We start from the raw sequence: 13,250 nt of genomic DNA, 5'->3' as shown, positions 1-13,250 counted from the left end.
GCGGTCGGGTCAGGCGTCGTTGCCGTACTGGCTCGGCCAGCGGCGCGGCTTCACGTCGGCGAGCGCCTTCGCGATCTCGGCGATGTGTTCGGGCGTCGTGCCGCAGCAGCCGCCCGCGAGATTCACGAGCCCGGCCTGCGCGAATTCCTTCAGCAGGCCCGACGTGACGTCCGGCGTCTCGTCGAAGCCGGTCTCGGCCATCGGGTTCGGCAGGCCCGCGTTCGGGTAGCACGACACGTAGGTGTCGCACAGCTTCGCGAGCTCGGCGATGTACGGGCGCATCAGCGCCGCGCCGAGCGCGCAGTTCAGGCCGAACGTGAGCGGCTTCGCGTGGCGCAGCGAATTCCAGAACGCCTCGACCGTCTGGCCGGACAGGATGCGGCCCGACGCGTCGGTGACGGTGCCCGAGATCATGATCGGCAGGCGCTCGCCGGTGTCCTCGAACAGCTCGTCGAGCGCGAACAGCGCGGCCTTCGCGTTCAGCGTGTCGAAGATCGTCTCGACCAGGAACAGGTCGACGCCGCCGTCGAGCAGCGCCTTCGCCTGCTGGTAGTACGACGCGCGCAGCTCGTCGAACGTGACGTTGCGCGCGCCCGGATCGTTGACGTCCGGCGAGATGCTGGCCGTCTTCGGCGTCGGCCCGATCGCACCGGCGACGAAGCGCGGCTTGTCGGGCGTCGCGTATTTCGCCGCCGACTCGCGCGCGAGCTTCGCCGACGCGACATTCATCTCGACGACGAGGTCTTCCATCCCGTAGTCGGCCTGGGCGACGGTCGTCGCGCCGAAGGTGTTGGTCTCGACGATGTCCGCGCCGGCCGCGAAGTACTGGTCGTGGATCTCGCGGATGATCTGCGGCTGCGTGATCGACAGCAGCTCGTTGTTGCCCTTGATGTCGCGCGCGAAATCCTTGAAGCGCTCGCCGCGATACGCGGCTTCGTCGAGCTTGTAGCGCTGGATCATCGTGCCCATCGCGCCGTCGAGGATCAGGATCCGCGACTTCAGCAGCGCGGGCAGTTCGGCGCCGCGCGTGTAGGACGCGTCGAGCGGGGCGGCGGAAGCGGCGAGAGGGGACGCAGACATGGCGGAAGAGCGCGAAAACGGGAAAACCGACATTGTAGCCGGTGCGCCCGGCCGCCGCCCGGGCTCGCGCGGCCGGGCGTATGACGTGCGGATGACGTGTCGCGCGCGCCGGTGCGCCAAATGAAAACCCCCGCCCGGCGAACCGGGCGGGGGCGTGATCGGAGTGCTCGCGAGCCGCGTGCGGATGCGCGGCGAATGGCCCGGTCGCGCGAGCGCCGGGCCGTGGTCGTCAGTGCAGGACGACGGGCATCATCATCAGGCTGTCGAATTGTCCGAGGAACTCGTCGACTTCGTCGAGCGACGGTTCTTCCTCGATCAGTTGCTTCACGTGGGCGCGGAATCGTTCGGCAAGCTCGCCGTCGATGAAGATTTCGCGCTGCGCGTTCTTGTCGACGATTTCGTATCCGCCGGCATTCATCAGATGGTGGCCGGCCTGCGGCGCGAATTCGACGACGCAGTAGTTGGGGCTGTTGTAGATCATTTGCATGGCGGCACTCCTCTTCGCAGTGGCATCTGGCCTTGTTGTCCCCTAGGTGGGGCAGGCTTTGCCGGTTTCAAGGGGCTTGCGCTGCACACCCCGTTCCCGTTCGCGTGGGGTGTATCGGTTAGAAGCCGATGTCTATGAAACGTTTCCCATTGTGTGCCCGTGGACTGAAATAGTTGTTAAAGAGTGTCATCGGCTATTTCACCGGATATTGCAATCGGTCGAATTTGCCGATTCGCCGGCATTCAGGGGGCTGCGGGCGACGACGCGGGCGGTGCGGGCGGCTCGGCGGGCGGCTGTACGGCGGGCGGCGGCGCCGGTTGTGCCGGCTGTACCGCAGACGCGGCGGGTGGCGCCGCTTCCGGCGACGACGCGGCGGCAGGCGCGTTCGTTGCGTCCGCCGCGGGCGGCGCGAGCCGTCCGTGCCACAGCAGCTCGATCTGCGCGCCGTTCGGCTCGGTCTGCACGAGCCGCGCGGGCAGCCAGCCGAGCGACGGCGCGAGCCACATGTCGATGCGGCGCGTGTCGCCGTCGCGGCGCGGCAGGCGCATGAAGTGCCGCGCCTGCACGATGCCGGCCTGCGTCTGCACCTGCTCGTCGCCGATCACCGTGATCGGCCACGTCTCGCCGCTGTTGTTGTCGATCACGAAGAACTGCTGCGTGACGCCCGGCTTGTACGCGGCCGGATTGCCGCGCACGAGGCCCGACAATTGCATCAGCATGCTGAAGCGGTCCTGCACGCCGTCGGGCAGCGGCGCGTTGTTCGGCGTGCGCGTGAACACCACCTGGCGGATCTCGCGGTTGAAGATCGCGATGTCCTCGGGGCGCCGGCCGCGCTTCTCGACGTAACGGTCGGGCGCGATGCCGAACGCATCGATGCGGCCCTCGCTGCGATAGCTGAACGGGCCGACGAACGGCACGGGCATCGAGACGGCCAGGTCGTAGGTCCGGCCGTCGGTGCGCCAGTGGATCGTGCCGATCATGTTCTGCATGCCGTTGTAGAACGTGTCGTACTGCAGGTCGCCGGACGGCGGCGCGGAGAATTTCACGCCGCTCGTCGCCGGGCCGGGCGTTGCGGCGGCGCTCGCGCCGGCGGTGGCCGATGCGGCTTGCGCACCCGACGCGCCTGATGCGCCCGGTACGCCGCTCGCCGCGGATGCGGCCGACGGCGGCGGCACGCCGTTATCGGCGGTCTGTGTCGATGTGAGGACCGGCGCTTGCGGCGGCGCGGGCTTCGGCGCGGCGGGTTTCGGCGCGGCCGGCTTCGGCGCGGCCGGCTTCGGCGCTGCCGGTGCAGCCGGTGCAACCGGTTGCGGCGCGGGCTGCCGCTCGATCGGCTGCGGCTTCAGCAGCTCGATCTGCACGGGCACTTCGGCAGGCGGCGTCGGCGTGAACGCATCGCGATTGCGCATCAGCCACAGCGCGGCGAGCGCGTGCAGCACCAGCACGACGACGAGCGCAATGCCCGCGCGCAGCCAGCGGCGGGGCAGGGCGAAGCGGGGGCGGGCGTCGGCAGGCGGCATCGGCAGTCGGAACGGGGTTGGAGCGCGCGTGGCATCCGGCGCGGTTGCGCCACAGGAATCGGACCGTCGGATGCGCCGCGCGTTCGCGGCGCGTCATATGCGTCAATCGTCGCGCGCGTCGGGACTATAGCCGAGTTCGTACGACAGTTTTTGCGCGGTGGCGCGCAGCGCGGTGTCGATCTCGCCGCCCCACGCGATGTCGAACGAGCCTTCCTGCCCGAGCGCGACGATCGCGAGTGCCAGCTCGCCGACCGCGTCGAACACGGGCATGCAGAAGGCGTGGATCGTCGGCAGCAGCATCCCTTCGACGCGCGCGGCCTGATGCGCGCGCACGTCGGCGAGCACCGTCTCGACCTCGTCGAGCGTGCGCGGGCCGCCATGATGCGGCGAACGGCGCGTATCGGCGAGTTCGCGCTCGAGCATCGCGGCAGTCTTGCTGCGCGGCAGGTACGCGGCGAACAGCAGGCCCGTCGCGGAACCGAGCAGCGGCATCACGTCGCCGAGCTTCAGCGACGCCTTCGCCGGATGGCTCGACTCCATCCAGTGCACGATCGTCGGCCCCTGGTTGCCCCATACGGCGATGCCGACCGTCTGGTCGAGGCGGTCGCGGAATTCGGTCAGCGCGATCCGCGCGAGCTTCACGCCGTCGACGCGCGCGAGCCGCGCGAGCCCCATCTGCAGCGCGAAGCCGCCGAGTTCGTAGCGGCCCGACACCGGATCCTGCGACACGACGCCGAGCCGCGAGAAGCTGACCAGGTAGCGATGCGCCTTCGCCGGGCTCATGCCCGCGCGCTGCGCGAGATCGCGCAGCATCATCGCGCGCGGCTCGCTCGTCAGCACGTCGAGCAGGCGAAAGCCGACCTCGATCGACTGGATGCCGGAGCGGACCTTTTCGCCGTTTTCGCCGGCAGCGGCGTCGTCGGTGTCGGGTTCGGCGAGATCGTCGTCGGGAAGCTGGCTGGCGGGCATGGGCTGCAGGCGCGAAACGCGGCAAGGGTCGGGACGGAAGCGGCGCACATCATCGTCGCGCCGCGCGGATTCACCATCGTAAAATAGATTCCTTCCATCGTCACTACAACGGCAGATTCCCCCTTATGAAACTTGCTTCGCTGAAGGACGGCACGCGCGACGGCCAGCTGATCGTCGTATCGCGCGACCTGCACACCGCGGCGATTGCCGACACGATCGCGCCGACGCTGCAGCGCGTGCTCGACGACTGGGCGTTCTACGCACCGCAGCTGCGCGACCTGTACGACGCGCTGAACCACGGCCGCGCGCGCCATGCGTTCGCTTTCGACCCGGCCAACTGCATGGCGCCGCTGCCGCGCGCGTTCCAGTGGGCCGACGGCTCCGCGTACGTGAACCACGTCGAGCTGGTGCGGCGTGCGCGCGGCGCGGAGATGCCGCCGGAGTTCTGGACCGATCCGCTGATGTACCAGGGCGGCAGCGACGATTTCATCGGTCCGCGCGACGACGTCGTGTGCCCGTCCGAGGAGTGGGGCATCGATTTCGAGGCGGAAGTCGCCGTGATCACCGGCGACGTGCGCATGAGCGCGACGCCCGACGATGCGCTGAAGGCCGTGCGGCTCGTCACGCTGGTAAACGACGTGTCGCTGCGCAACCTGATTCCGGCCGAGCTCGCGAAGGGCTTCGGCTTCTTCCAGAGCAAGCCGGCGACCGCGTTCGCACCGGTCGCGGTGACGCCCGACGAACTCGGCGACGCGTGGAGCGAAGGCCGCGTGCACCGCCCGATGATCGTCCACTGGAACGGCAAGAAGGTCGGCCAGCCCGATGCGGGCACCGACATGGTGTTCCACTTCGGCCAGCTGATCGCGCACGCGGCGAAGACGCGCAACCTGCGCGCGGGCACGATCGTCGGCTCGGGCACCGTGTCGAACAAGGACGCGAAGCGCGGCTACTGCTGCATCGCCGAGAAGCGCTGCCTCGAGACGATCGAGCACGGCGCGCCGCAGACGGAATTCATGCGCTACGGCGATACGGTGCGCATCGAGATGTTCGATGCGGCCGGCAAGTCGATCTTCGGCGCGATCGAGCAGTCGGTCGCACCGCCCGACGGCGCAGCCTGACGCGTTCGCCGCCACGGCGAGACACGGCCTCGGCCCGCGCGCCGGGTTTCGCCCGATGTTTGCCCGCGCGGGCTTGGCTACACTCGATCCAACAGCCCAGCAAGGAGCAGCGCATGGCCGATCTCGCCGCCTACAGCGGTTATCAAGCACTGAAGGTGACACGCCGCGAACACGGCGTGCTCGATATCGTGATGAGCGGCGAGGGCGTGAACCGCAGCAGTCTCGCGACCGCGAACGATCGCATGCATCGCGAACTGGCCGACATCTGGCGCGACGTCGATCGCGATCCCGACACGCGCGTCGCGGTGATCCGCGGCGAGGGCAAGGGCTTTTCGGCGGGCGGCGACCTCGCGCTCGTCGAGGCGATGGCGAACGACTTCGACGTGCGCGCGCGCGTCTGGCGCGAGGCGCGCGACCTCGTCTACAACGTGATCAACTGCAGCAAGCCGATCGTGTCCGCGATGCACGGGCCGGCGGTCGGCGCGGGGCTCGTCGCCGGGCTGCTCGCCGACATCTCGATCGCCGCGAAGGACGCGCGCATCATCGACGGCCATACGCGGCTCGGCGTCGCGGCCGGCGACCACGCGGCGATCGTGTGGCCGCTGCTGTGCGGGATGGCGAAGGCGAAGTACTACCTGCTGCTGTGCGAGCCGGTGAGCGGCGAGGAGGCCGAGCGCATCGGCCTCGTGTCGCTTGCGGTCGAGCCGGCCGACCTGCTGCCGAAGGCGTACGAGCTGGCCGAGCGGCTCGCGAACGGCTCGCAGTCGGCGATCCGCTGGACCAAGTACGCGCTCAACAACTGGCTGCGCTCGGCCGGGCCGACCTTCGACGCGTCGCTCGCGCTCGAATTCATGGGCTTTTCCGGGCCCGACGTTCAGGAGGGCATCCATTCGCTGCGCGAGCGCCGGCCGCCCGCGTTCCCCGGCGACGCGCCGTTCTGACGCGCGCTATGATCGAACCACGCGGTCGCGCGAGACGCCGGCCGCGGTGCTTTCCCAGTCAACAGGATCCGCGTATGACCACCGATACCCCCGGCTCCAATCCTTTCGCCGGCTTTGCCGGCTTCAAGCCCGCCGATATGCTCGACCGGATGTGGGACATGATCCGGATGTCGCCGTTCGGCGGGATGACGCCGTTTCCCGGCGCCGCGTCGGGGCTGCCGCCGTCGCTGTCGAGCATGTCCGACATGATGGCGCCGCTCACGAGCGTCGAGGAACTCGACAAGCGCATCACCGATCTGCGCGCGGTCGAGCAGTGGCTGAAACTCAATCTCGGGATGCTGCAGTCCGCAATCCAGGCGCTCGAAGTGCAGCGCGCAACGCTCGCGACGCTGCGCGCGTTCGGCGCGTTCGCGCAAACTTCGATGTCGGCCGCCGAGGACGCGGCCGTCGCGGCCGCGAAGGCTGCCGCGCCGGATGCCGGCGCCGCTGCGGGTGCCGCCGGTGCCGCGAATGCGCCGGCGGATGGCGATGCCGCGCAGAACGCGGCGTTCGACCCGTCCGGCTGGTGGAATCTGCTGCAGACGCAGTTCAACCAGCTCGCCAGCCTGGCGATGGCGCAGCCGGGCATACAGCCGGGTGCGCCGGGTGCACCGGGTGCGCAGTCGGCGGGCAACGCCGCGCCGGAACCGGCGGCCGCGCCCGCTGCTGCAGCCGCCGCGCCGCGCAAGCCCGCCGCGAAGCGTGCGAAGCCGGCCGGCTCGGCCGCGGCGCGTGCGGCGGCGGCTTCGTCGCCCGAAACCCGTCCGCCGAAGCGCTCGACGTGACGCGCCGCCGGTAGCAGGTCGATCATGCGGCTCGCGCTCGTACTGATGGGAGGCGGCGCGCGTGCCGCCTATCAGGTCGGCGTGCTCAAGGCGCTGGCCGAGATCACGCGCGAGGCCGATCCGCAGCGGCACACGCTGCCGTTCGCGGTCGTGTGCGGCTCGTCGGCCGGCGCGATCAATGCGACGTCGATCGCGAGCCACGCGGACGATTTCTCGCACGGCGTGCGGCGCCTGCTCGAATTCTGGGAGCACCTGCGTCCCGACTACGTCTATCGCACCGACTGGCTCGGAATCGCCGCGGCCGGCGCGCGCTGGCTCGCGACGATGACCTTCGGCTGGGCCGCCCGCCGCTCGCCGCGCGGGCTGCTCGACAACACGCCGCTCGCGCATCTGCTGCAGCGCGAGCTGAGCTTCCACCGGATCGAGCAGATGCTCGAGGCGCGCCTGCTGCACGCGCTCGCGGTGACGGCGCTCAGCTATTCGAGCGGCCGTCACCTGACGTTCTACCAGGCGGCCGAACCGATCCAGGCGTGGCGGCGCGCGCAGCGCACCGCGCGGCTCGTCGATCTGTCGGCGTCGCACCTGCTCGCGTCGTCGGCGATTCCGTTCGTGTTTCCGGCCGTGCCGCTCGTGCTCGACGGGCAGATCGAATACTTCGGCGACGGCTCGATCCGGCAGATCGCGCCGCTGTCGCCGGCGATCCACTTCGGCGCGGACCGGATCGTCGTCATCGGCGCGGCCGATCCGCGGCCCGAGATCCCCGCCGCGAACGGCGCGGGCCTCGTGCGCGGCTATCCGACGCTCGCGCAGATCGGCCAGCAGGTGCTCGCGAGCGTATTCCTCGATTCGATCGGCTCGGACATCGAGCGCATCGAGCACATCAACCGGATGATCGAGCACCTGCCGCACCAGGTCGAGGTGGACAGCGGCTGGCGGCACGTCGACGTGCTCGCGATCGCGCCGTCCGAGCGCATCGAGCTGATTGCCGCGAAGCACCTGAAGCAGATGCCGGCGACGATGCGCGGGCTGCTCGGCGCGATCGGCGGCAGCCAGCCGGCCGGCTCGTCGTTCGCGAGCTATCTGCTGTTCGAGGAACCGTTCACGCGCGAGCTGATCGAGCTCGGCTACCGCGACGGGCGCGCGCAGCGCGACACGCTCGCGGACTGGATCGCAAGGGCGGACGGCGGCGGGTCGGGTGCCGGTGCCGCTGCGTCGGGTATGGCCGTGGCGGATTCGGGTGCCGCGGGCGGGCGTGCCGCGGCGGCACTTGCAGCCGGTACGCCCGAAGCCGGTATGCCCGATGCCGGTATGCCCGATGCCGGTATGCCCGCCGACGACGACCGTCCGGCCGGCGAAATGCGGGTCTGATGCGATCGGGTTGCATTTTCGCGACGCGCGGCCGCGACGGATCGCCGCACCACGATTGGCGGGACGGGACCGGGTCGGCTTCTCGGATCCGTCATGGACGCGTGCTATCATGGCCGCCGCCGAATACACCATATCGAGCAGCCCGCCGAGCCGGCGTCCATACGGGAACCCCTCCGGGGCCCGCCGGAGCCGGGGACGGGTTCGCCAGCGAGCCGGCAGGCGCCGGCCCCCACTCAGGCACGCGCGGCCGGTTCCGTTCGAGCGGAGCGCGGTTGCGGCGTGCGCCACGGCGGCGACGCGGCCGCTCGGCTGCCGGACGCGGAACGCGCGTCCGGGGGCTGGTTTCACGCGTAAAATTAGAGTCTTGGCTGCAAAAGGCGCGCGTGCGCGCCTGGCGGCAACAGTCACGTTGAGAGAAGTCGCATTGCGCAGAACAGGGGCGGGACCATCATGAACACCATGCTTTATCCGGAACTTTACAAGTCGCTCGAAGCCGTCCGCTGGGACATGGAGAAGGACATTCCGTGGGACAAGTTCGACGCTTCGCTGCTCACCGACGAGCAGGCGAGGACGATCAAGATGAACGCGATCACCGAATGGTCGGCATTGCCCGCCACGGAGATGTTCCTGCGCGACAACCAGCACGACAGCGATTTTTCCGCGTTCATGAGCGTGTGGTTCTTCGAGGAGCAGAAGCATTCGCTGGTGCTGATGGAATACCTGCGCCGCTTCAAGCCGGAAATGGTGCCGAGCGAGGAGGAGCTGCACGCGGTGCGCTTCGAGTTCGATCCGGCGCCGCCGCTCGAGACGCTGATGCTGCACTTCTGCGGCGAGATCCGCCTGAACCACTGGTACCGCTGCGCGGCCGACTGGCACACGGAGCCGGTCATCAAGCACATCTACGAGACGATCTCGCGCGACGAGGCGCGCCACGGCGGCGCGTACCTGCGCTACATGAAGAAGGCGCTGAACAACTGCGGCGACGTCGCGCGTGCGGCGTTCGCGAAGATCGGCGTGCTGATGGCGTCGGCGCGCCGCACCGAGAAGCCGCTGCACCCGACCAACCTGCACGTGAACCAGGCGCTGTTCCCGCGCGATACCGTGCAGTCGCGCCTGCCCGATCCGGAATGGCTCGAGCGCTGGCTCGACGAGCAGATCCGCTTCGACGGCGAATGGGAAAAGAAGGTCGTCGAGCGCATCCTGCACAACCTGTCTATCCTGTTCGAGCGCACGTTCGCGACCGCGCAGGAACTGAACCGCTATCGCAAGGAAGTCACGGGGCGCCTGCAGTCCGAAGGCGGCCCGTCGTCGGCCGCGCAGCCGGCCTGAGGCCGGCCGCCGTATGCAGCGGCGGCTCCGGCGCGATGCACCGCCGGCGCGCCGCACGCTGCATCGCGTGAGCCACGTGAAGCCCGCCCGGCCCGTCCGGCGGGCTTTTTATCTGGCGCGGCCGCCCGGCGCCTGCGGGCGCGCAGCCGCATCCATCTTCCATTCCGCCCGACCTCCATCATGCCCGTCTCCTTCGAACGCAAGCTGATCACCCGCGATGCCCTCGTCGCGCTGCGCGCATCGCTGCCGTCGCCCGTCGTGTTCACGAACGGCGTGTTCGACATCCTGCATCGCGGCCACGTGACCTATCTCGCCGACGCGAAGGCGCTCGGCGCCTGCCTGATCGTCGGCGTGAACAGCGACGCGTCGGTGCGCATGCTCGGCAAGGGCGACGACCGGCCGATCAACCGCGAGGACGACCGGATGGCGCTGCTCGCGGCGCTGGAAAGCGTCGACTGGGTCGTGAAGTTCGAGGAAAAGACGCCGGTGTCGCTGATCGAGGCCGTGCATCCGGACATCCTCGTGAAGGGCGGCGACTACGACATGGACGCGCTGCCGGAATCGGCCATCGTGCGCGGCTGGGGCGGTCGCGCGCTCGCGATTCCGTTCGAGCACGACCGCTCGACCACGGCGCTGCTGAAGAAGGTGCGCGCGCAGCAGCCGTAAGCGGTCGCGAGCAGCCGCAAGCGTCGCGGCCGTGCGCCGTCAGTGCGCGGGCGCCGCGAGCGGCTCGGCGTCGACGCCGGGCGGCGCGATCGGCCCGCCGACGACCGGCTGATCGACCGCCTGCGCGAGCGGCATCGCATGCAGTGCGTCGGGCTGTACCTGGCGGGACAGCATGCCCGGCTCGCGCGGGCCCGCCGCCGGCAGCGGGCCGAACAGCCCGTTCGCGAGTGCGGCCGCGAGCAGGTTGGCGAGAAAGAGAACAGCGATTAGCCAGCGCAGCATCGTCGAGACTCCCTGTCGTCATTCAGTCGAGCCGGCCACGTGGCCGGCTTTTTGCCGTTTGCGGCGACGGCCGGTGCGGCGATTGCACGGGCAGTGCCGGCGTCGCGGCGGCGTTATGCCGTTGATCGTCGCTCGCGCGGGCAGGCTCGATACGCCTTTGCGTCAGGCCGGCGCCGCCGTTGACGCGGCAATCAGCGCGAGCCCGGACAGGATCAGCGCATCGTGCCGCGTATGCGGCAGCGTCAGCGCGCGCGCGACGTCGTCGGCCGCGCCGCCCGCGAGCACGAGCCGCACCGGCGCCTGCCACGCGGCGGCGAGATCGCGCCACGCGCGCTCGATCAGCCCCGCCTGCGCATACAGACAGCCGGCCGACAGCGAGCGCGGCGTGTCGACCTGGAACGGCTCGGCCTGCGCGTCCGCGAGCAGCCCGCTCGCGATGTCGGTCGTCAGCGTCGGCAGCTGCGCGGTGTGGGTGCCGAGCGCGCGCATCATCAGCGCCCAGCCCGGCGCGATCAGCCCGCCGGTGAAGCGGCCGTCCGCGCGCAACGCTTCGAGCGTCGTCGCGGTGCCGAACGTCGCGATCAGCAGATGCTCGTCCGGGAACGCCGCGCGTGCGCCGATCAGGCCGGCCCAGCGGTCGCTGCCGAGCTGCTCGGGCGTCGTATAGCCGTTCGTCACGCCGCATTGGGCCGGCTGCGAACGGATCGCCGTGCGCGGCAGGCCCGGCCAGTGCGCGTCGAGCAGCGCATCGAGCCGCGCGGCGACGTCGGCGCCCGCGACGTTCGAGATCCATGCGCCGCGCGGGCGCGGCAGCTTCGCCCAGTCCGGATCGGTGCCGCCGTCGCGCGCATGGCCGAATGCGCCCGTCTCGACGAGCGTGCGCTGCGCATCGGCGAGCGCCCACTTGATCCGGCTGTTGCCGGCGTCGATCAGCAGATGCGGTTCGCTCATTGCGCTTCGCGCAGCGAGACGTCGCCGGCCGCGATCGCCTGCGGGCCGTTCGGCGTGTCGAGCAGCAGCTGGCCGGCCGCGTCGATGCCGGTCGCGATGCCGCGCGCGCGCTCGACGCCCTGTTCGAGCAGCACGACTTCGCGTCCCGCATACGCATGCAGTGCATGCCAGCGCGGCAGGAACGGCGCGAGCCCGTCGCTGGCGAACTGCGCGAGCGCGGGCGTGAGCGCGTTCAGCGACGCGGCGAGCGTATCGGTCAGGTTCGCGGATGCCCATCCGGCCGACAGCGCGGCCGGCGGCAGGCCGCTCGCCAGCCTGGCGTCGCGGGCGCGCAGCGCATCGACTTCCGTCGCGACGGCTTCCGCGCCGCGCACGTTGATGCCGAAGCCGATCACGACGGCGGTGGCGTCGGCGGTGGTCCAGACGGTTTCCAGCAGGATCCCCGCGAGCTTGCCGACGATGCGCGGCGTGCCGTCGTCGTCGGCCGTCAGCAGCAGGTCGTTCGGCCATTTGACGGCGACGCGCGTGCGGGTGTCGAGCGGCAGGGCGGCGAGTCCTTCGGCGAGCGCGACGCCGATCGCGATGCTCAGGCCGCCGAGCGCGTCGACCGGGCGCGGCACGATGCAGCCGACCGAGCACAGCAGCGCGTTGCCGGGCTGCGCGAACCACGGCCGGCCTTGCCGGCCGCGTCCGGCCGTCTGCTCGAACGCGACGCGCACGAGCGGCGCGGGCAGCGCGTTCGCGGCGCGCGGCAGCGCCTTCAGGCGGGCGGCGAGGTCGGCGTTGGTCGAGCCGGTGGCGGCGACGATGTCGAGCGGCCACGCGCGCGGCGCGGCGTCCAGGTGCGCGTCGAGCCGGTTGCGCGCGATGTGCGCGGCGCCGGATTCGGGCGTGTCGGGGGAGGTGGGGGTGTTCATGGCGCTTATTGTAGCGACAGGGGGCGGCGGTGCGCGCGCCGGGCGCACGTCGACCGGCGTCCCTCGATCGGTCCCGAAACATAGGGATCGATCGAGGGACGCCGGGCATGTCGGGCCGTTGCGGTTCTGCCCGCCGTCGTGCGTTGCGCTAAACCCGCCGAACCGTCACGGCGCCACCACCGGATGCTTCAACGCATGCGCGGTCTCGATCCACTGCGCGTGGAACTCGTCCGCGTCGGGCCGCAGCCCCAGTTCGCCGTTGCGATACGCCATCGCGAGCGTCTGCACGGCTTCCGGCAACTCGTGCTCGGCCGCGCGCTGGTACAGCGCGAGCGCGCGCGCTTCGTCGCGCGGCACGCCGCTGCCGTCGCGGTACGCGTTCGCGAGCATGAAATCCGCGGCCGGGATGTCCGCGCGCGACGCGATCTCGAACCAGTGCGCGGCCTGCACGGGATCGGCGGCCGTGCCGTAGCCGCTGCGGTAGATCAGCCCGAGGTAGTACGCGGCGGCCGGATCGCCGTGATCGGCCGCTGCACCGAGCAGCGCGTGCGCGCGTGCATAGTCCTTCGGGACGTCGCCGCTGCCGAGCAGCAGCGCCTTGCCGAGCGCAAGCTGCGCGCGCCGCGCGGCCGGTGCGTTGGCCGCACCTTCCGCCTGTGCAGCCGTTTCCAGCCAGCCGCGCCCTTCGTCGCGCAGCCCCGGTTCGCGCGCGTCGGCGAGCGCGATGCCGAGCGCCGCCTGCGCGGCGGCCGAACCCGCGCGCGCGAGGTCGCGCAGCTGCGCGAGCGCGTGCGGCTC

14 protein-coding genes are annotated in these 13,250 nt (G+C 70.6%); 6 read left to right on the top strand and 8 right to left on the bottom strand.

What is annotated here, in order from left to right; translation table 11 throughout:
* Positions 1-9: 9 nt before the first annotated feature.
* The 4 genes from BST28156_RS17750 to BST28156_RS17735 all read right to left on the bottom strand — a co-directional run bounded on the left by BST28156_RS17750 (position 10) and on the right by BST28156_RS17735 (position 4,056).
* Positions 10-1,080 carry a homocysteine S-methyltransferase family protein gene (locus BST28156_RS17750; protein ID WP_060246711.1) on the bottom strand — a complete coding sequence of 357 codons (1,071 nt, stop codon included), beginning with the start codon at positions 1,078-1,080 and terminating at the stop codon, positions 10-12.
* Between the two features lie 229 nt (positions 1,081-1,309).
* On the bottom strand, positions 1,310-1,567 hold the full coding sequence (locus BST28156_RS17745) for a BTH_I0359 family protein (RefSeq protein WP_009693455.1): 258 nt from the start codon (positions 1,565-1,567) through the stop codon (positions 1,310-1,312).
* Positions 1,568-1,809: 242 nt separating this feature from the next.
* Positions 1,810-3,087: a DUF3108 domain-containing protein gene (locus tag BST28156_RS17740; protein WP_174902926.1), complete on the bottom strand. Its 1,278-nt coding sequence runs from the start codon at positions 3,085-3,087 to the stop codon at positions 1,810-1,812.
* Between the two features lie 102 nt (positions 3,088-3,189).
* On the bottom strand, positions 3,190-4,056 hold the full coding sequence (locus tag BST28156_RS17735) for an IclR family transcriptional regulator (RefSeq protein ID WP_060246715.1): 867 nt from the start codon (positions 4,054-4,056) through the stop codon (positions 3,190-3,192).
* 125 nt (positions 4,057-4,181) lie between these two features.
* Between BST28156_RS17735 and BST28156_RS17730 the strand changes: the two genes are divergently transcribed.
* The 6 genes from BST28156_RS17730 (at position 4,182) to rfaE2 (ending at position 10,302) form a co-directional block, all read left to right on the top strand.
* A complete protein-coding gene (locus BST28156_RS17730; protein WP_174902925.1) occupies positions 4,182-5,174 on the top strand; it encodes a fumarylacetoacetate hydrolase family protein in 993 nt (330 codons plus the stop codon).
* A 113-nt stretch (positions 5,175-5,287) separates the two neighbouring features.
* Positions 5,288-6,115 carry an enoyl-CoA hydratase/isomerase family protein gene (locus BST28156_RS17725; protein ID WP_174902924.1) on the top strand — a complete coding sequence of 276 codons (828 nt, stop codon included), beginning with the start codon at positions 5,288-5,290 and terminating at the stop codon, positions 6,113-6,115.
* Between the two features lie 74 nt (positions 6,116-6,189).
* Positions 6,190-6,939, top strand: a complete 750-nt coding sequence (locus BST28156_RS17720) for a PhaM family polyhydroxyalkanoate granule multifunctional regulatory protein (RefSeq protein WP_174902923.1) — start codon at positions 6,190-6,192, stop codon at positions 6,937-6,939.
* Between the two features lie 24 nt (positions 6,940-6,963).
* Positions 6,964-8,307: a patatin-like phospholipase family protein gene (locus BST28156_RS17715; protein ID WP_059601021.1), complete on the top strand. Its 1,344-nt coding sequence runs from the start codon at positions 6,964-6,966 to the stop codon at positions 8,305-8,307.
* 450 nt (positions 8,308-8,757) lie between these two features.
* Positions 8,758-9,636: a hypothetical protein gene (locus tag BST28156_RS17710; RefSeq protein WP_009695773.1), complete on the top strand. Its 879-nt coding sequence runs from the start codon at positions 8,758-8,760 to the stop codon at positions 9,634-9,636.
* Positions 9,637-9,816: 180 nt separating this feature from the next.
* Positions 9,817-10,302 carry a D-glycero-beta-D-manno-heptose 1-phosphate adenylyltransferase gene (gene rfaE2 / locus BST28156_RS17705; protein WP_060246727.1) on the top strand — a complete coding sequence of 162 codons (486 nt, stop codon included), beginning with the start codon at positions 9,817-9,819 and terminating at the stop codon, positions 10,300-10,302.
* Between the two features lie 39 nt (positions 10,303-10,341).
* Here rfaE2 and BST28156_RS17700 read toward each other — a convergent pair whose 3' ends face one another.
* From BST28156_RS17700 to BST28156_RS17685, 4 genes are all read right to left on the bottom strand, one after another.
* Complete coding sequence (locus tag BST28156_RS17700) at positions 10,342-10,584, bottom strand: hypothetical protein (RefSeq protein ID WP_060246729.1); 243 nt, start codon at positions 10,582-10,584, stop codon at positions 10,342-10,344.
* A gap of 162 nt (positions 10,585-10,746) precedes the next feature.
* Positions 10,747-11,535 (bottom strand): type III pantothenate kinase, encoded by a 789-nt coding sequence (locus BST28156_RS17695; RefSeq protein WP_174902922.1) that lies wholly within the window; start codon positions 11,533-11,535, stop codon positions 10,747-10,749.
* Positions 11,532-12,452, bottom strand: a complete 921-nt coding sequence (locus BST28156_RS17690; protein WP_174902921.1) for a biotin--[acetyl-CoA-carboxylase] ligase — start codon at positions 12,450-12,452, stop codon at positions 11,532-11,534. Before BST28156_RS17690 ends, BST28156_RS17695 begins: the two co-directional genes overlap by 4 nt.
* A 165-nt stretch (positions 12,453-12,617) precedes the next feature.
* A partial coding sequence (locus tag BST28156_RS17685) for a tetratricopeptide repeat protein (protein WP_174902920.1) occupies positions 12,618-13,250 on the bottom strand: 633 nt, incomplete at its 5' end.

It is taken from the genome of Burkholderia pseudomultivorans (genome assembly GCF_902499075.1).
Classification (GTDB): Bacteria; Pseudomonadota; Gammaproteobacteria; order Burkholderiales; family Burkholderiaceae; genus Burkholderia; species Burkholderia pseudomultivorans.
This window is presented reverse-complemented; position numbering and strand designations above follow the sequence as displayed.

Excerpts from the sequence above, each read along its gene's own strand:
- BST28156_RS17695 (WP_174902922.1), bottom strand. The coding sequence starts at position 11,535 with ATGAGCGAACCGCATCTGCTGATCGACGCCGGCAACAGCCGGATCAAG.
- BST28156_RS17745 (WP_009693455.1), bottom strand. The coding sequence starts at position 1,567 with ATGCAAATGATCTACAACAGCCCCAACTACTGCGTCGTCGAATTCGCG.
- BST28156_RS17750 (WP_060246711.1), bottom strand. The coding sequence starts at position 1,080 with ATGTCTGCGTCCCCTCTCGCCGCTTCCGCCGCCCCGCTCGACGCGTCC.
- BST28156_RS17720 (WP_174902923.1), top strand. The coding sequence starts at position 6,190 with ATGACCACCGATACCCCCGGCTCCAATCCTTTCGCCGGCTTTGCCGGC.
- BST28156_RS17730 (WP_174902925.1), top strand. The coding sequence starts at position 4,182 with ATGAAACTTGCTTCGCTGAAGGACGGCACGCGCGACGGCCAGCTGATC.
- rfaE2 (WP_060246727.1), top strand. The coding sequence starts at position 9,817 with ATGCCCGTCTCCTTCGAACGCAAGCTGATCACCCGCGATGCCCTCGTC.
- BST28156_RS17710 (WP_009695773.1), top strand. The coding sequence starts at position 8,758 with ATGAACACCATGCTTTATCCGGAACTTTACAAGTCGCTCGAAGCCGTC.
- BST28156_RS17715 (WP_059601021.1), top strand. The coding sequence starts at position 6,964 with ATGCGGCTCGCGCTCGTACTGATGGGAGGCGGCGCGCGTGCCGCCTAT.
- BST28156_RS17690 (WP_174902921.1), bottom strand. The coding sequence starts at position 12,452 with ATGAACACCCCCACCTCCCCCGACACGCCCGAATCCGGCGCCGCGCAC.
- BST28156_RS17735 (WP_060246715.1), bottom strand. The coding sequence starts at position 4,056 with ATGCCCGCCAGCCAGCTTCCCGACGACGATCTCGCCGAACCCGACACC.
- BST28156_RS17740 (WP_174902926.1), bottom strand. The coding sequence starts at position 3,087 with ATGCCGCCTGCCGACGCCCGCCCCCGCTTCGCCCTGCCCCGCCGCTGG.
- BST28156_RS17700 (WP_060246729.1), bottom strand. The coding sequence starts at position 10,584 with ATGCTGCGCTGGCTAATCGCTGTTCTCTTTCTCGCCAACCTGCTCGCG.
- BST28156_RS17725 (WP_174902924.1), top strand. The coding sequence starts at position 5,288 with ATGGCCGATCTCGCCGCCTACAGCGGTTATCAAGCACTGAAGGTGACA.